Source organism: Polyangiaceae bacterium, assembly GCA_020633205.1.
Lineage (GTDB): Bacteria > Myxococcota_A > Polyangia > Polyangiales > Polyangiaceae > JAHBVY01.
This window is the reverse complement of the sequence record JACKEB010000010.1, coordinates 1,399,606-1,417,451: the sequence shown is the minus strand read 5'-3', so window position 1 is coordinate 1,417,451 and position 17,846 is coordinate 1,399,606. Positions and strand designations below refer to the sequence as shown.

The following is a 17,846-nucleotide window of genomic DNA, read 5'->3' as shown; positions in this document are numbered from 1 at the left end:
GTAGTGGGACGCCGAGGAGCGCTCAATGCTGCAGTTCGGCGGAGCGCGAGCTGCAGTATATTACTGGACTTCTGCGAGGCCTTGAGCGATCTGGGTGAGCAAGCCGTCCGCGCGCGCCCGCACTTCTTCTCTGGCTTGCTCTGCCCAGGCTTCCACCAAGGGCAGGTGAGACGCAGGGATGCGCAGGCGTGGCCGGTGTCCGAGGATGCGGTCGAGACGATAGGCGACGCGCTCAGGGAGCTGGCTGTCTTTGAGGATATCCCGCTCGGCGATCACCCTGCAGAGCTGGGCCAAGCGACCTTCTGGCGGTGGCCGCCTCCAATCGAGGCCGAGCTCCCGCTCTCGGGTGGTCCCGTGTTCCAGCGCGGCTTGGAACGCGGTCCGCGTTGCGCTGTGCTCCGCGAGTACCCCGTCGAGCAAGATTTCCGTCCCGATGTGGGCCACTGCGCGCGCTGCTCCGCGCGGAACACCTTGTCGCTCCAGAGTCGCGAAGGCCTGCGAATTGAGCTCGCGAAAGTGCTCGCAACCGTGAAACACGGCGTCCGTCCGATGATGCAGCTCGATGCCTGCTGCGATGCTGCCGCCCTCCGCGGTGGGCGCTGTGGTCCCAAGCATCGTTGCGAGATCGGGAAGCATGGCGCCCAAGTGGTGAGCCGCGTCCTGCGAATACCAAGTGGCGACGGCCAGGTGACCGAAGAAGTTCACCCTCCGGTTATAGGGCGCGGTCCCCGACACTCACAGGGCAACGTGTGTGGATTACTCCGTCGTGCGTGAAACTGCCGGGGCCCTGTTGCACCGGGCGGCGTCACCAGATGGAGGTGGATTCCAGGGGTATGCGTTTGTGGCCTTGGTGACACGCAGCTCCGCAGCTAAGCAATCCGACATGCGAGCATTCCTGATTGGCTTGGTGGCAGTAAGCGCTGTGGTTGTTGGCTGTGGGTCATCCGACGACGGCGGAAGCAACGGCAACGGCGGCAGCGGAGCCAACGGCGGCTCGGCGGGGGCGACGACTGGCGGCAGCGGCGGTTCGGTCGGTGGCAGCGGGGGCGCAACAGGCGGCACCGGCGGAGACGCTGGGTCTGGAGGCGGAAGCAACGCGTTTAGTTGCTCAGCGGGCAGCGTCGCATCGGGTTGGAACGAAGGCTTCATGGTGGGCGGCATGGCACGTCGTTTCCACGCGGCACTACCTGCCTCGCCAGCCGTCCCCGTGGCGGTGGTGTTCAACTGGCACGGCTACGGAGACAGCGCCGAGAACATGCAGAAGTTCTTTGCACCGAACCCGGACGCGGACCCAGACTTCCCCCTGGTCGTGATCACCCCCGATGACACGGGGTTGACCCCGTTCGCGACTCCTCGTGGCTTGGACTGGGATTTGTTCGAGAGCGCCCCCGGTGACGCGAACCGCGAGGCGGCTCTCTTCGAAGAGGTTGTGGGTTGTCTCGAGCAAGACCTAGACGTGAACCTGGGACGCATCTATCAGGTCGGCTTCAGCGCTGGTGCGCTCACCGCGAACATGCTGCACAGCCGCTACCCTCAGTACGTGCCGGCCGTCGTGGCTTTTAGCGGCGCGTGGTTCAATGACCAACCGGAGGTCGACGGTGTGAACCTGCTAGGGCTCCCGGTCACCCTGAAGTGGAATGATTTGAACAGCGCGGATGGGGGTGCTGTGTTGCTCAGCCACGGCGGTGCCAACGACGTCTTCGGAAGCGGTGGCACACAAGTGATCAATTTCGAGGCGTCAGCCCAGGACGCGCGTCCCTTCCTGCGTGCCAACGGACGTGAGGTGCTCGACTGCGCGCACACCAATGGTCACCAGCCTCACCCGCAGATCAGCGCGGCGCGCGTTGTCGAGTTCTTCAAGGCGCATGAGGTGGGGCAAGCCTCGACCCTCGACCTAACGGGGTGGCCCGACTCCTGCGCCCTGGTTGATTAGGCTGCTTGCGCGCAGCACGACGCCAAGCTGCAGACCCCAAAATTGCGAACGGCCCGTTTCCTTGAGGAGACGGGCCGCGGCACTTGCAGAGACGGAGCGGCGCGGCTCAGCCTTTTCCGCGCGGCCGTGAAGGGAGCACGTTCCCGAGCACACGCTGTCCAGTGGCGGTAGCAGCGAGCTCTTGGTTCAAGTCGCTAAAGCTCGACACGTTGGGCACGCTGGGTGCTTTGGGAATGCTTGGGTTGGGCTGGGTGTCAGGGCTGCCTGACATCGGTGCGGGAATGGTGTCCCCCGCCTTTTCTCCCCAATCCTCTTGAGCCTCGAACGGTTCGAGTCCATCGGGAACCGTGTCTCGTGGCTCCAAGAGATCGTCGTATCCCCCCACGTCACCGCGCAGCTCACGTGTTCCGCTACGGCGCAGGCTCGGCACGCTGATGCGAGGCGGTGTGATCTCGGCTCCCCGGCTCATGGCATGCGGGTATCGCATCTTCCGGAGGCTGGTTCAACCAGCAGCGCTAGCCCTGGAGGATTCGGATGAGGCCCTCAAGGCGAGAGACCAGGAACTTTTCACTCGCCCCGAAGCGCGCGCGTCGAGCTTCAAGGGTCGCGACGAGTTGCCGCAGGGTTTCGAGATCGTTCATGCGGACACGGCGTGCCAGTCGATACAGTTCATCGACGGTGCTCGCGGGAGGCGGGGCTTTCAGTGCGGTTTGTAGCTTGAATACGTAGTCTAGCCATTCACTCCGCTGCGTGGCCTCCGCCAACCGACAGGCAAACTGGAGGGCCATATCACGCGTCTCCAAGTCGAGTTGTCCGCGGTGCGTGGCTTCTTCCAGGACCATGTCGAGCGGTGGTCGCAGCACCCGCACGGCCTCCGCCGAATTGCCTAGCTTCAGCGCCTTCTCTGCGACTCCGCCGAGCAGCGTGAATACGTTCGCGCGCCCAGTCTCATCGTCGCGTGAAAGCGTTTCCGCGGTTTCGGATGACTTGCGTGTGGGGGATTGCCGTGTGGTTTCGCTGCTCCAGGCGGCCTTCCTCACCTCGATCCTGAGCTGCATGCCACCGACTTGCACGGTTTCACGGCCTTCGAGTTTCCGCAGAGCTTCTATGCGGATGCCATCCACATACACCCCGTTTCGACTACCGAGGTCCTCCACGCTTGGGACGCCTCCTGAGATCGAGAAACAGGCGTGACGCCGGGAGACCAGCGGATCGTCCTCGACCACGAAGTCGCAGCCGATGTCGCGGCCAACGATGGTCGGGTGCGCGCCCAACGCGATCTCCCGATTGTGGCCGAGAAGCCAATAGCTTTGCGTGCCCGTCGACATGCCCTCTCCCCACGTCAAGCTGCGAGAAGCGGGCTCCAGTGTCAAGAATTCGGGAGGGGTCCGGCCATCACCCCCCGGGTGGATCGTGCATACTGTTGGCATGCATCGCTCGCAGCTTCTCGCACGCGTGTTGTTGGCGCTGGGAGCGACAGCGTGTCACTCGGCACCTGCCACGCAACCCACGACGATTCGCGTGGACCAGCCAGCGGAACCCGACAGCGATTCGAAGGGGGCTTCCGCGACCAACGACGGCCGGTTGCCCAAGCGGACTCACGGCTACTCCCCGGAGTGGCAGCCGACCGAAGCTGGGGCGGGTTGCACGCCAACCCGCAAGGTACCTCAAGGCTTCTCGAATCCGCGGTTCGACGGCTGCCCTCAGCGCATCAACCGCATGTCAGCCGCCGTCTACGACGGACTGAAGACGCCGCGTCCACCGCAGCTGAGCAACGATGACGATTTGCGTTTCGACGAGACGCTGACGGCCAGAGCGCGCGCGGAGGGTGACCTCGAAGCGTGTTGCTACCGGCGCGACTACCCAATGATCTACGAGGGGCGCCCGTTGCGCTGGCGGGGCGCGCTCCTGTTGCCGGATCTCAGGACCTCCGGTGTGACTTCGCGAGCGACCGCCAGGGAGGTCGATTGGCTCGCGAGTGCGCGCCATGAGCACGCTTCGTCTGCGAGCTTCGTGAGACTCGGGTTGGACCTGATGGTGCTGGGCGCGCCGCGGTACTTGCTGCGGCAAGCCTCTGTTGCCGCACGGGAAGAGCTCGGCCACGCCGCCTTGGCACTTCGGCTGGCGGCCAGTTCAGGGCAGACGGGCTGCCTGGGGGCGATGCCAATTCCCCTCGACCTTTCGCGAGAGACGCACGACGAGCGGGTCACGCGTCTGGCGCGTGAGCTCTTGATTGACGCCGCCTTGGGGGAGGGCCTGGCTGCTCTCGAGGCGGCTAGCCGTACCCATGAGGTGGCGCTTGAGTTCCGTGAGGAGATGCAGGCGCTCGCCGATGAAGAGCTTGGACATTCCCTGTTCGGCTGGCGGGCGCTCCAGTGGCTGGTTGCCGCCCGACCTGAGGCGCGGCTCATACCGCAGCTTTGGAGTTGGTTGGAGCGCGCTGAACTCGAGGGGAGTCAAGACGCGCGAGCTATGATCCGCGGGGTAATGCGCCCGGCGCTGGCTTCGCGTGCTTTTGTGGAGTCAGTGGTAGCTGGTGTAGCCGGACAGCGCCAAGGCATTGGCCATCTCCGCAGCTGACTGCCAGCGCTGCTCCACGTCGGTCTCCAGGGCTTTGTCGACGATCTTGATCAACTCGATCGGAACGTTTGGACAGAGCGCGCCGAGGCACGGCGGCGCCTCCGTGGCGATGCGCACCAACAGGCGGTGTGTCCGCGGGTCGTCGTAGGGTGGCTCGCCGCTCAACGCGTGAAAGAGCAGCGCGCCGACTGACCACAGATCCGACCGATGGTCGACAGCGTCGCCCCGCGCCTGCTCCGGGCTCATGTAGTGCGGCGTGCCGACGGTGGTGCCCGCGGCGGTCAGATGCACGCTCGAGTTGGTGTTGAGACGCTTGGCGACGCCAAAGTCGAGCAGCTTGACTTGAGGTGTTTGCGTGCCGCGCGGAACCAAAAATACGTTGTCCGGCTTCACGTCGCGATGCACGATGTTCAGCGCATGAGCCGCTGCCAACGCGTCCAGCAACTGGACTCCGATATCAACCACCTCGGCATGCGCTAGTGGCCCATCGTCCATGAGCTCCGCCATATCGGAGCCCTCGAGAAACTCGGTCACCAGATAGGGCACGTCGTCTTCGGTGCGACCAGCGTCGAGAATCGCCGCGACGCCGGGATGAGTGAGCGCGCTCATGGCGCGCACCTCCCGCAGGAAGCGTCCGACGTGTTCCCGGGAATCGTTCAGCTCCTCGTGCAAGAGCTTCAGCGCGACCCGTCGATCCGTGTAGCGGTGGGTCGCGTCGTAGACGGCTCCAGAGGCGCCGGAACCGAGCAGGCGCGTGAGCTGATAGCGACCGTCTACGACGGAGCCGACACGGGCCTGAGCTTTTGCTTCCGAGTTCATGGACTGGCCGCCCGAAGATTGGGGCAACCTAGTTTGTTTACCGAACTTGCTCCGATGGCAAGGCCCATCACCGCCCGCCCGGCGCCAATGCGGCTTTTGAGGCCGGACGGCACTGGATTCTGGGGGCTCTGGGCTATTCAGCGCAGGTCTCTATTCAGCGCAGGTCTCTATTCAGCGCAGGTCTCTCATTCGGCGCAGGTCTCTCATTCGGCGCAGGTCTCTCATTCGGCGCAGAGGTCAACCTGGTCTTCGTTGCCGGTGCACTCGGACTGATCGGCGAACTTGCACACACCGCCCGCACAGAAGTTCTTCGACTCACCAGTACGCAAGAACAGGTCTAGCTGCTGGCGAGCTTCGTCGAGCTTGCGGAGTTTTCCGTGAGGATCTCCACAAAGGCTCATGGGGCGGTTGCACATTGGTTCCGCCGGCAAGCCGAAGTCGTATTCGAAGAAGCTCGAGCCGCTGGTCGCGCCCGACGCAGCTGGCAAGTTCCAAACGTCCCTCACGCCGGTGTCTATGCGCTGAGCGCCGATGGCGCGAGCCATGATTGCCGCACCCAGGGTGCTCACCTGGTGGTCGCCCACGGCGGCTCTCAGCAGCACCTCGTGAGCGGGGGTACCCGGCAGCATGTTCTCGCGAATGTAGGGCGCGTAACCGGTGGGTTCGACGCGATCCCAGAGCATTTGTAGGAGTGAGAGTGCGATCTGTTGATCGCGACTGTCGGGATAGGTGACGCGCATCACGGCGTAGAATGGTTGGAAGTCAACCGAGCGATTCAGGAGCAGGTTGTAGGACATGCCCGGCACGCCCAGCACGCCGCGCTCCACGTCGGTGGTGAGGCCCATGTACACCCCGCCGAAGATCCCGCCCTGGCTGATGCCGTGGTAGTAGCGGGAGTTGGGGTCAACGTACTTGCCGTACGTTGCGTCCTTGGAGAACGCATTCTTCATCATGCGCATCGCCAGCAGGTTATTGAGGACACCCTGGTGCATGCGGTCGAACATGGTCGACATGCGCTCGATCTCGCCGCTGCCGAGCACTTCCGCGATGTGATCCTCGTCGTCGGCGGCCATGCCCTTTAGGTCCACCGCAAAGAACGCGTAATTGTACTCGTTCATGAACGTGCGGAAATGACCGGACTCGATTTGCTCCTTCTCGCCGAGCAAGCCGTGGCCGTACCCCACGAGCTTCGCCGGCGCTGTCTCCGCGCTCTTCGGGATCAGGAGCTCGAACTCGACGTCGTACGTCGGGGTGGTGTCGTTGATCTTGGGTAGGCCGTCAGTGCCGAACAGCAGGTTGGAACCGGGAGCTGGGTCGTCTACGTACAGTGGCGCCTTGAACGTGCCGAAGATGCGGAAGGCGATGTCGCTGTCGATGTCCGGCTCAACGCTCGTGATGGTGTACTCGGGGCCGCTGTCCCCAGCTTGGGCGAGCGCTTCGTCGCGCATCTTCAGCATCCAGCTGGTGTTGTTCTCGCGGCTGGCGGTCGTGTAGTCCCACGCCAGCAGCAGGTCGTCTTTCGGGATGCCTGCGTCAGCTAGACGCTTGAAGATGTCAGCGTAGAGCCCCCGCCTTTGATTGATGGACTCATCGCCGTCGAAAGCTGTGTTGTCCCGCAGGGCCTTGAACGCCGCCGTAGGCTCCGCGGAGCCGTCCGCCGTCTTGATGTTGCGGAGCGCCACGATGTAGCGAGTGGCGTCCTTCAGCCGCACCGCGGGTCGCAGCATCAGCGATCGGTGACTATCCACCTTGTTGGAGAGATCGATCTCGGCCCAGTGGGGGACGCGCTCGCCCGTTTCAGCGTCGAGGATGATGGTTGGTGAGTCGGCGCTCAGCGACGCATCGATGGATGCGCTCGTCGGCAGACCCTCCATCGTTGCCCCGGGGATATAAGTGAGGGCTGCTACACCGGGTGAGAAGCCGTCGCTCTTGTCCCAAGGGTCTCCCTTGAGCACCGGGCCCTGGAAGGAGGTGAGGAGGAAGTCACCTTCGAACTTCACGCGCCGGCCGGTGGGCGTCGAACTGTCGTCGATGGTGTGGACGTTGCTTGGGAATGGGTAGCGGCAGTAGTCGTCTACGAGGGCATCGCAGGTGACGTGAGGCCACGCAACCTCGGGCGTCACGCCACCCACGCCGCCGCTGCCGGCGTTTCCGCTGCCGCCGGTCCCTGCGGAGCCGCCGCTCGACTCATCCGAACCGCAGCCTGTGAGCTGCAGTGGAAGCACCACCGCCGCACACAACCCGAGGCTCACCATCCCGAGCCGCGCGCGACTTGAGAATCCAACGACACCGTGGCTCTGACCGCGCGTGGTTGCGCGGCGAACCGACCCCTGCTTCAAGCTCCCCATCATTCTGCCTTAGATCGAACGCATGACCGGCGCCAGAGCCAAAGCGATGCCGCAGCGCGGCGAAGTTGTCTCCTGAAGGCGCTCGCCTCAGAATGGCGCCTGTGAGCTTTGGCGTGCGGAAACCGTGGCGTGAGCGGGACCCATTCACGCAGTGGGTCGGACGCCTACGAGCCGTGGTTTGGGCTGGAACGCTAGCTCTAGGTTGCGCTCCTGCGGGAGTTGCCACAGGGAAGCGGGGCGGTGCCGCGCCAACTGTACAGCGACCCACGGGAGCCGCAGAAGCGCAGGCACAGCGACACCTCTCCCCCGAGAAACCGCGAAGGGCCGAGGGGCAGAGCCCACGCGCAGCCTGGGGCAGCGGCTCTGGAGCGGAAGGACCCGCTTCGGGCAACACAGGATCTGGACCGAATTCGCCGCAAGACCCCATCGGCTCAGAGCGTGGGAGCTTCGTGAGTCTCGATGTGCCTGAGTTCCTACCGGCCCTCGTTTGGGTGCCTCGAGGAAACGTCTATAAACCGCTGATGGTGGCTACCCACGGTGCTGGCGGGCGACCCGAGGAGCACTGTGAGCGCTGGCGTCAGCTGGTCCGTGACCGCGCCTTCGTTTTGTGCGTGCGCGGCGCGAAGACGAACCGCAGTGCCCCGCTCGCCACCAGTCGACACTATTACCCCGATCACCTGTGGCTCGGCCGCGCCGTGGACGCCAATCTACTGGCGTTCAAGCAGCGCTTCGCTACCGCCGCAGACGCCGAGCAGGCGGTGTATGTGGGCTACTCTCAAGGGGCAGTGATGGGTGCGCTGATGCTCATGTCTCGAGCAGACCGCTTTCCCCGTGCGCTACTCATCGAGGGGCAGCAGAACGACTGGAACGTGGCTGGCGCACAGCGCTGGCTTGCTGGCGGCGGTAAGCGCGTGGGCCTTGCGTGTGGCCTGCTGCATTGCTCGCAGGCCTACGAGAAGAGCCGGCAGTCACTCTCGCGGGCTGGGGTTGAGGTGCGCCTTGCGTACGCACCGGGTGCCGGCCACACCTACGCCGGCCGGGTCGGGGAGCACGTGGCGGAGCTGCTCGAGTGGTTGGTCGCCGATGACCCGAGATGGTCTGCGAATTGACGCGAATCTGCGGCGGCTAGCGGGATGCGATTCTGGTAAACCGTCCTCAGGTTCATGGGCTCTGTGTTGCGAACGTCGGTCTTGCGGAGCGCGCTCTACTGCGCGCTCCTCAGCCTTTGGCTTCCCGCGTGCAACGGGTGCAGCAAGCGCGCCGCGCCCACCGGTCCCGAACTCGCAACGGGGTTGATGACCGGGGAGGTGGACGACCACAGCGCCGTGGTTTGGGGCCGGGGAACAGGTGCTGGTTGGTTGCAAGTAGAGCTTACCGGAGCGGAAGCCCAGCGCCTGCGCGCGCCCTTGGCGGAAGCACGCGATTTTACCGCGCGGATCCAAGTTTCCGGATTGAAGGCGTCCACGGACTACACCTACAAGGCGTGGCTGAGCGTGGAGCAAGATGGTGGTGCCGCGCCGGCGAACGCGAAGCTGGCGATGTTTCGCACGGCGCCCGTGGTCACAGCCAGTGAGCGGGTGCGTTTTGGCTTCAGCGGTGACCTCGGTGGGCAGAACGCCTGCCGTGATGCACAAGAGGGTTATCCAATCTTCAACGCGCTGAGCGATGAACGTCTGCAGTTCTTCATCGGGCTCGGGGATATGATCTACGGCGACGGCGTGTGTCGGGAAACGGGGCGCTTCGGCAATGCCCAGGTCCGCCGTGACATCGACTTTGCGACCAAGCGCGCGGAGTACTGGCGCTTTTGGCGCTACAATCGGGGAGACTCTGCCTTTCAGCAGTTGCTCCAGAATACGGGCTACTACGCCGTGTGGGACGACCACGAGGTGGTCAACGACTTCGGGCCCCAGCGAGACCAACGCGGCAACCCGCCGTACCGCGTTGATCAACACCTGATGCCGGAGGGCCTAGCGGCGTTCTTGGATTATCACGCGTTCGACGCGGCTCAGCAGGCGGGCAAGCGGCTGTACCGCTCCCGCCGTTGGGGCAAACATGTCGAGCTGTTCTTCCTCGATACCCGGCAGTACCGCTCGGTCGCTTCGTTGCCCGGCGCGGATCCCAAGAAATCGATGTTGGGGCCGGAGCAGCTCGAGTGGCTGATTGAATCCCTGAGGAAAAGCGACGCGACTTGGAAGTTGATCGTCAATAGCGTACCGATTGCCATCCCCACCGGGTGGCCGCCGGATGGACCACGAGACGGTTGGGCGAACTTCGGTGGGCCGACGGGTTACGAGGTCGAGTTCTCGCGGCTGGTGGCAGTGCTGCCTGAGCTGAAGCCCGCGAACGTGGTGTTTCTCACCACAGACGTGCACTTTGCTGCGGCCTATGTGTATCGGCCGTTCGCGAAAGAGGGCGTGGCGGCCGAGGGCGCGAGCAGTCAGTTCAGCTTCCTGGAGTTGGTGAGCGGACCGCTAAGCGCAGGGCTGTTTCCGAAGCTGGTCTACGACGACAGCTTCGGCGCCGAGCGACTGTTCATCCACGCGCCGCTAGATGGGGAGCCTGCGGGGCATTTCGACAAGGCGCTTGGTTGGTACAACTACGCGGTCGTCGATGTAGATCCTCGCGGTAATATCAATGTGACCTACAAGGACGCGAAGGGGCGGCTGATTCAGGAGCTAGAGTTGGAGCCGGGGCGTGCGCCGCGACTCACACCGGGTGGCCGCGCGCTGATGGGCGCCGCGCAGAGCCGCAGTGAGCTCGAGGGGGTTGGAGACGCTCTGTCCGGCACCGCCGCCGAGGACCTTGCGCCAGCACCCAGCGCCTCCGCGAAGCAGCCCGCTCCTGGCCCGAAGAGGTGACATGCCTGAGTTGCCCGAAGTCGAAGTCACGCGGCGGCGCATCGCACCCCTGCTCGAGGGTCGCACGATCTCGCGCCTGAGCACGACCGAGCCGAGCTACTTCTTCCTCACCCCTCCCGCTGAGTTGAAACGCAGGCTAAAGGGGCGTCGCGTCAGCGAGCTCCGACGCCACGGCAAGTACCTGTTTGCGGAGCTGGATGAGGGTGATCGCGTGATGCTTCACCTCGGCATGACTGGGCAGCTCTACGGCGCTGGCGCCACCAGCCTGCGGCTGCTCAGCTCGACGAGCCGTTCGAGCCTGACGCCCGAAGCCCAAGCGGAGCGACTCGCCGCTGGAACGGGACCCGACCAGCACACGCACCTGGTCTTTCATTTCGAAGACGGAGCGCCGGACGTGCTGTTTCGCGACGTTCGCAAGTTCGGCAAGGTGCTGTATATTCCCGCGGGGAAATCAGATGCGCGGGTAGAGAAGCTTGGTACGGACGCCTTGCTCATTACGGCGGACGAGCTAGAGGCCGCTGCCGGCAAGCGGCGCGCGGCGGTGAAAGGGGTGCTTCTAGATCAAGCGGTGCTCGCCGGGGTCGGCAACATCTACGCTGACGAAGCCTTGTTTCTGGCGAAGATCCGTCCCACGCGCCCTGCCGCGCGACTCAGCAGGGCGGACTGGAAGCGCCTGCTCGACGCGGCGCAGTGGGTGATGCGACGCTCCATCGAGACTGGTGGCTCCAGCATCAGCGACTACGTGCAGCCGGACGGCAGCGATGGCGCCTACCAGGATGAGCGTAGGGTTTACGCGCGCACTGGGGAGCCTTGTAGAGAGTGCGGCACGGCGATCGTGCGAGTGCTGGTAGGCCAGCGGGGCACCCACTACTGCCCCCGCTGCCAACGGCGTTGAATTCCGCGCGGGCAATCAGAAGCAGCTATTTCCACGCCGTTCGCGCAGTGTCAGCGGTGAGAGAACGGGTTATGCTTCCGCGATTTTCTTGATCGAGGGAGGCATCATGGGCGCGACGACCTTTCGGAGACTTGGGCGGCTCGGGGCACTGGCTTGCATCCCGGCTGGGTTGCTGCTGGCGACCGCGTGTGATGACGGGGACAACACCAAGAACAAGGGCGGATCTCCCGATGCGGGGGCTGACGGAAGCGTCACCACCGGAGGAAACGCCGGGACTGCCGGCGGATCCATGGGCGGGACCGGTGCGATGGGGGGCTCCGGCGCTGTAGGCGCGACGGGCGGAACCGCCGGCACCGGGGCTGCCGGAGGGACGGCTGGCACTGGCGGCACCGGGGGCACGGCAGGTACCGGCGGAGCCGGACTCACGCTGCCAAGCCCGTTGTTCTCCGTCGGTCGTGAGCACTTCGGTACGTCGGGGTCCGCCGTGGAGTTGAGCGACGACCCCCAGAGCCAGCTTTTCCATCCGGATAATCCTGGCCTTGGGACAGGGAGCAATTCGCTCGCCATCACGGCCACCCAGCTCGGGCTCCTGGACACCGACAATGTGGATGCATTCAGCGTGCTGCGCGCCCCGCCGAGTCATCCGGTGTATTACTTCTCCGTCGAAAGAGGCGCGCAGGGTGGAGCGAACACCCAGCTCGAGCAGCGCGCGCCTCTCGAAGGCACTGGGCCGGAGGTGTACTTCTCCGATGGCGTTGGTAGCCACACCTTCATCACCGAAGGCGGCGAAGACGTTGGCTACAACGCTGCGTACTACCTGAAGGACAGCCTGGGTCTCGTGTACACGGAGGACCCGCCTGAGTACGACGACGTGGACGCGCTCGAGCTCGAAGTCGGCACGCCCCAGGCCGTCTACTTCTCCGTTGAGGAGAACGCAGAGGGTGCCAGTGGCAGCGCCGTCGCGGGGACAGCCTTGGATGAGCGTGGCTGCACGATCTATCGCTCCGCGTTGGACGGAACCAACGAGGTTGTCTACACCTGCGCGCAGCTGGGGCTGGCGGCCGGAGACGACATCGACGCGCTGATCGTGTCTGGTGTGGGGGCGCCCCAAGCGGTGGCGTTCAGTGTGGTTTCCGGCGCTCAGGGTGTGAGCGGCAGCGCGGTTGCCGATCAGGCCGCGCTCGACGAAGTGCCGGGCGATATCTACGGCTCCGATGGCAGTGGCACGAATACGTTGCTCGTCGACGAGGTGGCCCTGGGCCTGCAAAACAGCGACAACCTCAACGCGCTGAGTTTCCGCGAGGGACCGTCGGCTCCTCGCTACAACTACATCTCGAGCTGCGATCTGAACCCGTCACCCCTCGCAGACGTGACGAACCCGGGGAGCCTAAATCAGGTGGCCGCGATCTCTGGTTCCGTGGTGCTGATGTTCAGCACGGTGCAGGGCTTGCAGCGGCTCAGCGTGTACGACGCGGCGACCTGCGCGCAGATCGGTTCGAACGTGGAGTTCGACAACATCCTCCCGCGGCCAGCGTTCGTGCAGACGCTTCCCGGTTGGTCAGCGACAGACCCGCTCAACAACATTCAAGTCTGGAGCATCGAGATTGGCACGGGGTCTCTGCGCCTGAACGCCCACGAACTCACGACGGGAACGGTGACGGACACTTTCGTTGGGCCAAGCTCGATGTTCTTTGCATACGGCGGCGTGGTCCCACCCGGGTCGAACCAGGTGTGGATCGTAGGTGAGTCGGATCAGTTGATGATTCACGGTCTACCCACGCTGACCGGGAGCGCCAATGGCGTGCTTCCCAGTGTCAGCCCGGTGCCGCTCTCGCGGCCCGTGTACGGCGAGTCGCGCCGGTTCGGCTTTGACAGCTCTACTTCCTCGCTCCAGATCGTGGATGACTTCGACTACGAAGAGCAGCACCTCCGCGGCGGCTCTCTGAACGCTCAGGGCTTCTACACGGAGCCCGCGTGGACCTGGAGTCCGCAGAGCACACCTCCGAACGCGTCTGACGCCGGTTTCATCGCGCCTGGGGTAGGGATGTTCCGTATGGCCGTCACCTTGACCCGCGACATCACGGTCTACCGATACGACCCCTGATCACACTTCCGCATGGTAACGCAGTAGCTGATTGTAGAGCGCCGTGAGGCGCTCTGCGGTTTCGCTGGCTGGATCCATCCCCCGTTGCACGTCATCGAGCCCAGCCAGAATACGCCGCGCTTCGTGATCGCGCACCAGGCTCTGCAGCCAAGTCACCGCGACCAGGCGGGTGCCGCTGGTGACCGGTGTGACTTCGTGCAAGGAGCACGCCGGGTAGAGCAAGAGGCTGCCAGCTTCGCCCTTCAGGCGCTGGGTTTCGGCGCCCTGATGAATGACTAGCTCGCCACCCGCGTAGCTCTCCGGGGCGGTCAGCCAGAGCGTGCAGGCGAAGTCCGTGCGGGTTGGGTTGACACCGCCCATCACCGGCTGGTCGACGTGCCGCGCGTAGTGCATGCCGTCCGAGTAACGCGCGATCAGTGGATGCCGCACGGAACGGGGGATGGCGATGCGGCGCACCTCTGGGTGCCCCAGCAAGCGCTCGATGATTTCCCTCCCGAGTGCCTGGGCCTCCGGGTTCTGGCTGTCCAGCTGCTGGTTGTGCTTGGCGTTTGGATTACCCTGCTTGAGCGTCGACAGCCCATCTTTGAAGGGTAGCTTGGCGATGCGTTCACGAAATGCTTCCACGGTGTGAGCATCGAGCAACTCGGGGACCCAAGACAGCATGGCCGAAGGGTATCGCGGCGCGCCCTCACCCCCAAACTCAAGCCGTTCGCAGGCTGATTTGCGAAGGGTGGGGTCTAGCCCTGCGCCAGCTGCTCTTCGATCGCGTCGCGGAAGACCTCGAAGGGCTGCGCGCCGATGATCACCTCGTCACCCACGAAGAACCCCGGAGTGCCCAGGCGATCGATGCCGAGGTTGTCCACCTCAGCTTTTTCCGCGAGGATTGCTGCTTGATGGGTCTGGTTGTCCAGCGCTTGGTTGAAGCGTGCCATGTCCACGCCTCCCAGCTTCTTCGCGAAGCTCTCCAGGCCCTGGCGATTCAGCGCGTCTTGGCGCATGAACAACAGGTGGTGGTAGCGCCAGAAGCCGTCCTCCCCTAGCTGGGCGCGTACCTCGCGCGCGGCCTCCGCGGCCTGCATGGCGTAGGGGTGGATGTGGCTCAACGGATAGTCGCGCCAGACGATGCGCACCCGATCGCCGTAGTGGTCGAGCACCTGCTCGAGTACCGGCTGCACCTCAGCGCAGAACGGGCACTCGAAGTCGCCGAGTTCTTGAATCACCAGCTTCGGGTTGCTGGCCCCCTTGGTCGGGGCGCGAGGGGGGACGCTGAGTTCAGGGCGCGAGCATCCGCCGAGGCCGATGGGGGCAAGCAGCGAGACAGCAGCCAGCTTGAGTCCCAGGCCAACGAAGTCACGGCGCGACACGGACATGCTGGTTCGCTATCACGAGGCTCATCAGGCGTCGGTAGCGAAGGTTCTGCAATTCGCGCGGCGTTCAGTCGAGTTGCACGTTCGCAGTCTCGCTGTGCACGCGGTTGCGTGTTTCGCGCTGACTACTTCAAGCCGTGCAGGTGGACGATGTACCACTCGCCACGCCAGGAGAAGAGCGCTGACACGTCGAAGCGCCGTTCGCGGCCGCGCTGGTCCACGTAGCGCAGGCTGGAGCCGAAGAGCCGGTAGTACTCGAGCTTGTTGTACTCCCGCCCAGCTTTCATCCAGAGCGCGTCCTCGGGCACCACGTCGAGGGCGACGAAGTGAGCGCGTTCCCGGTTCCTGCCGAGGGCGCGGTGGTACTTCTCGATGTCGCGCTTGAGCTGTCCGAACAGGCGGAACTTCCAGTCGCGAGGCGGGTTCTTGCTCTCCTTCAGCTTCTCGTAGACCGCGAGGGGCATGAAGTACGGCAACACCAGCTCAGGATTGTTGTCGACGATGGCCTTGAACAGGGTTGGCCCTAGCCGCTTGAAGAAGGCTGAGTCCGTGCCAGGCAAGTCTTTCGTCTGCGGCAACAGCTCGCCCTGAGCATCCAGGAGCTGGGGGATGACGGAGTCAGTCTGGGCGTTGCTCCCGTCACTGTCTTGCCCTAGGGAAAAGCCAACGGGAACCAGTGGGCTCTTCTGCGTGTGCTCGGCGGCTGGGCTGTCGTCGGTTCCTCTGCTGGCCTCGAGCGCTGCGACCGCTTGCTTCTCGTCCCCGTCCGTTGGGGCTGCCTTTTCAGTTGGGGGGGAGGGATCGCGCTGTGCGAGCTTCGGCGGCTTCTTCTCAGGGGACTTGGCGGCTTCAGCTTTTTGCAGCTTGCGAGGCAGTGGCTTAGCGGCTTCGGCGGCGCTCAGGCGCTCGATGGCCGCCTGGCTGTTCTCGACGCGCACTTCGAGGTGAACCGCAGCTGGCTCCGCCTTGGCGCCCGGTGGTGCTTCCCCTCGGCAACCCGTGAGGCCCCCGAGCGTCAGGATGCTTCCGCTGACTGCGAGCTTAGATAAGCGGGTCTTGAGCTGATTCGGCCGCATGTCTTGCGGCTACCATCGTCGGTAGCTTGCGGCCGAGTTTGTGGCGTTCGGGGCGCGTGGTCGCCGCGGCTGATCAGCGCGCGCAGCGCTCGCGAGGCACTCCTGAAATCACTTCCCAACCCCGCCCCTTCACGCTGCCTTGTTGGGGCAGGTAGGAGAGCGGCTTCGGTGCGTCCTCGCCGCGCTGGAAGCGCAGGCGTACCGGTAAGCGAGCGTTTCCGGCGGCGTAGTGGAGCTCGCTGATGCGATCGCCAACCTTCAAGCCAGCTCGGGCTGCGGGGCCTTTGGGGTCGACTCCCACAATGTTCCGGCCTTCGTCGAGTTCGAACCCGAGCGCGAACAACGGAAAGCTACGGGGCACCTGACGAAAGCAGGGCCCGAGTGCCTGCGCCCCGAGGTCGCCCGGCTCACCCTTGGTGATCCATTTATCGAAGCGCTCACGTACGTCGGGTAGGTGAGGTTCGAGGCGAGCCAGCAAGTCTTCGACTCCTTGGGGCTTGCCCGGCGTGCGGTCATCCCCAACCGCCGCATTGTACGTTTCCCGGAGGATCTTTTGGAGCGGCACCGGCTTGGCCTGCGAGCCGGTGGGTCGGAGCCCGCTGAGTCGGGCCTGCAAGTCGCTCGCCCAGAGTGCGCCTCTGGCAATGCTCAGGGCGATCGCCCCCGGCTTGCCCGCGAGCGCCGCCTTGGCGAGCGCAGCGTTGTCCATTTCTCGTTCCGGTGCGGTGCGCGTGATCGCGGTCAAGCTCTCGACCTCGGCGGCGTACTCCTCGGGTTCGAGCTGACCCATGCGAAACGCCACCTCGCGCGCCACGTAGCGCGCGAAGCCGGCGTTGAACCAGAGCTGACCCGTCGCATCTTCGCTCGGGCCCAGCCAGAGTCGGCCCCCCAGCCACTCACGGACGATGGCTTGGGAGACTGCGAGCGACAGTGTCCCGTCCCAAGGTTGTCCGGTGGCAACGTGGATGAGCACACTCCAGCTGCGGCGCGCCACGTCGTAGTCTCCCACGGGCCGGCCGTCGCTCACGATGAGCAGGGTCAGCGGGGTGCTCCGCAGGTCGCCAAAGTACTCGCGAATTGCGCTGCGAAACACCGCATTTTGCGCACTCACCAAGCGAGGGTCGAAGCTCGTGTAGCCGACCCACGCCGTCTCGTCCTGGCCTTCGGGGCCGGCGAAGCGCGCGGAGCCGAGGGGGCCGGCTACCAGGCTGATTTGACGCAAGCTGCGGGAACTCAGCTCGAGGCTGCGGAGCTCGCCGACGCCGAGGCTCGAGGCCGCGCCTTGAGGGACGCCCAGGTTATCCGAATGGATCCGTATGGAAACTTTTAGCGATTGGTCCGGGTGCTCGTCGGGCAGCAGCAAGAGGCGTTCACCTCCGGCGCGCACGCGATTCGGGTTCACGGCGTTGAGCTCGATGGCGTCTGCGGAGAAGTCCGCCGCCCGCACCCGGTATTCGAGCTCCAGGGGTTGCTTTGCGGGTAGTGTCACTCGCAATCCACTGCCAACAACCACCGGGGCAACTGGCTCTCGGTGGCCGTCGGCGAACACGCGCTCGAGCTTGAGCAGGTCTTTCTCCTTAACGTGCTGGATGCTGAAGCTCTGGCTGTCCACACGGGAGCCGACGTGAAGCCGTACCAAGAAGCTGGGTGGCTCGAACACGGGTGTGATCTCGACACCGAGGTCGGCCTCAGCGAGCGGATCGGGCGAAGCGACCACAGCCGCGGTGCTTGCGGCGCTGGGCACGCTGCTACCCGTGGGAGACGCAGGGCACTCCGCTGCGGCTCGGGTCCCAGGAGCACATGCTGCCGCGAGCAGCGCAAGGCCTAGCGTCGCGCACGCCGCAGAGCTTCGAAGCATGCGCGCCA

15 protein-coding genes are annotated in these 17,846 nt (G+C 64.7%); 6 read left to right on the top strand and 9 right to left on the bottom strand.

The window, feature by feature from the left end:
- Positions 1–60 precede the first annotated feature (60 nt).
- Entirely contained in the window at positions 61–705 is a 645-nt protein-coding gene (locus H6718_05925; protein ID MCB9584914.1) for a hypothetical protein, read from the bottom strand.
- 178 nt (positions 706–883) lie between these two features.
- Between H6718_05925 and H6718_05920 the strand changes: the two genes are divergently transcribed.
- The gene (locus H6718_05920) at positions 884–1,933 is read left to right on the top strand and encodes a hypothetical protein (protein ID MCB9584913.1); all 1,050 of its coding nucleotides are present in this window, start codon (positions 884–886) and stop codon (positions 1,931–1,933) included.
- 106 nt (positions 1,934–2,039) lie between these two features.
- On the opposite strand, the gene H6718_05915 is transcribed toward H6718_05920, so the two are convergent.
- Together H6718_05915 and H6718_05910 are read right to left on the bottom strand one after the other, a co-directional pair.
- On the bottom strand, positions 2,040–2,402 hold the full coding sequence (locus tag H6718_05915) for a hypothetical protein (GenBank protein ID MCB9584912.1): 363 nt from the start codon (positions 2,400–2,402) through the stop codon (positions 2,040–2,042).
- 46 nt (positions 2,403–2,448) lie between these two features.
- Positions 2,449–3,363: an FHA domain-containing protein gene (locus tag H6718_05910; GenBank protein ID MCB9584911.1), complete on the bottom strand. Its 915-nt coding sequence runs from the start codon at positions 3,361–3,363 to the stop codon at positions 2,449–2,451.
- Here H6718_05910 and H6718_05905 point away from each other — a divergent pair.
- Positions 3,362–4,513: a hypothetical protein gene (locus H6718_05905; protein ID MCB9584910.1), complete on the top strand. Its 1,152-nt coding sequence runs from the start codon at positions 3,362–3,364 to the stop codon at positions 4,511–4,513. The genes H6718_05910 and H6718_05905 overlap by 2 nt on opposite strands.
- Here the strand turns inward: H6718_05905 and H6718_05900 are convergent.
- Both H6718_05900 and H6718_05895 read right to left on the bottom strand, forming a co-directional pair.
- Positions 4,457–5,332: a serine/threonine protein kinase gene (locus tag H6718_05900; GenBank protein MCB9584909.1), complete on the bottom strand. Its 876-nt coding sequence runs from the start codon at positions 5,330–5,332 to the stop codon at positions 4,457–4,459. The genes H6718_05905 and H6718_05900 overlap by 57 nt on opposite strands.
- 221 nt (positions 5,333–5,553) lie before the next feature.
- Complete coding sequence (locus H6718_05895; protein ID MCB9584908.1) at positions 5,554–7,680, bottom strand: hypothetical protein; 2,127 nt, start codon at positions 7,678–7,680, stop codon at positions 5,554–5,556.
- A 449-nt stretch (positions 7,681–8,129) separates the two neighbouring features.
- Here H6718_05895 and H6718_05890 point away from each other — a divergent pair, with 449 nt between their 5' ends.
- The 4 genes from H6718_05890 to H6718_05875 all read left to right on the top strand — a co-directional run bounded on the left by H6718_05890 (position 8,130) and on the right by H6718_05875 (position 13,537).
- Positions 8,130–8,789 (top strand): hypothetical protein, encoded by a 660-nt coding sequence (locus H6718_05890; protein MCB9584907.1) that lies wholly within the window; start codon positions 8,130–8,132, stop codon positions 8,787–8,789.
- A 54-nt stretch (positions 8,790–8,843) separates the two neighbouring features.
- Positions 8,844–10,538, top strand: a complete 1,695-nt coding sequence (locus tag H6718_05885; GenBank protein ID MCB9584906.1) for an alkaline phosphatase D family protein — start codon at positions 8,844–8,846, stop codon at positions 10,536–10,538.
- 1 nt (position 10,539) lies between these two features.
- A complete protein-coding gene (gene mutM / locus H6718_05880; GenBank protein MCB9584905.1) occupies positions 10,540–11,433 on the top strand; it encodes a bifunctional DNA-formamidopyrimidine glycosylase/DNA-(apurinic or apyrimidinic site) lyase in 894 nt (297 codons plus the stop codon).
- A gap of 106 nt (positions 11,434–11,539) precedes the next feature.
- Positions 11,540–13,537 (top strand): hypothetical protein, encoded by a 1,998-nt coding sequence (locus H6718_05875; protein MCB9584904.1) that lies wholly within the window; start codon positions 11,540–11,542, stop codon positions 13,535–13,537.
- Here the strand turns inward: H6718_05875 and H6718_05870 are convergent, their stop codons facing one another.
- The 4 genes from H6718_05870 to H6718_05855 form a co-directional block, all read right to left on the bottom strand.
- Positions 13,538–14,200 carry a Fe2+-dependent dioxygenase gene (locus tag H6718_05870; GenBank protein MCB9584903.1) on the bottom strand — a complete coding sequence of 221 codons (663 nt, stop codon included), beginning with the start codon at positions 14,198–14,200 and terminating at the stop codon, positions 13,538–13,540.
- 74 nt (positions 14,201–14,274) lie between these two features.
- Positions 14,275–14,907 (bottom strand): thioredoxin domain-containing protein, encoded by a 633-nt coding sequence (locus tag H6718_05865; protein ID MCB9584902.1) that lies wholly within the window; start codon positions 14,905–14,907, stop codon positions 14,275–14,277.
- 122 nt (positions 14,908–15,029) lie between these two features.
- Complete coding sequence (locus tag H6718_05860; protein MCB9584901.1) at positions 15,030–15,980, bottom strand: hypothetical protein; 951 nt, start codon at positions 15,978–15,980, stop codon at positions 15,030–15,032.
- A 73-nt stretch (positions 15,981–16,053) separates the two neighbouring features.
- Positions 16,054–17,838 carry a hypothetical protein gene (locus H6718_05855; GenBank protein MCB9584900.1) on the bottom strand — a complete coding sequence of 595 codons (1,785 nt, stop codon included), beginning with the start codon at positions 17,836–17,838 and terminating at the stop codon, positions 16,054–16,056.
- Positions 17,839–17,846 lie beyond the last annotated feature (8 nt).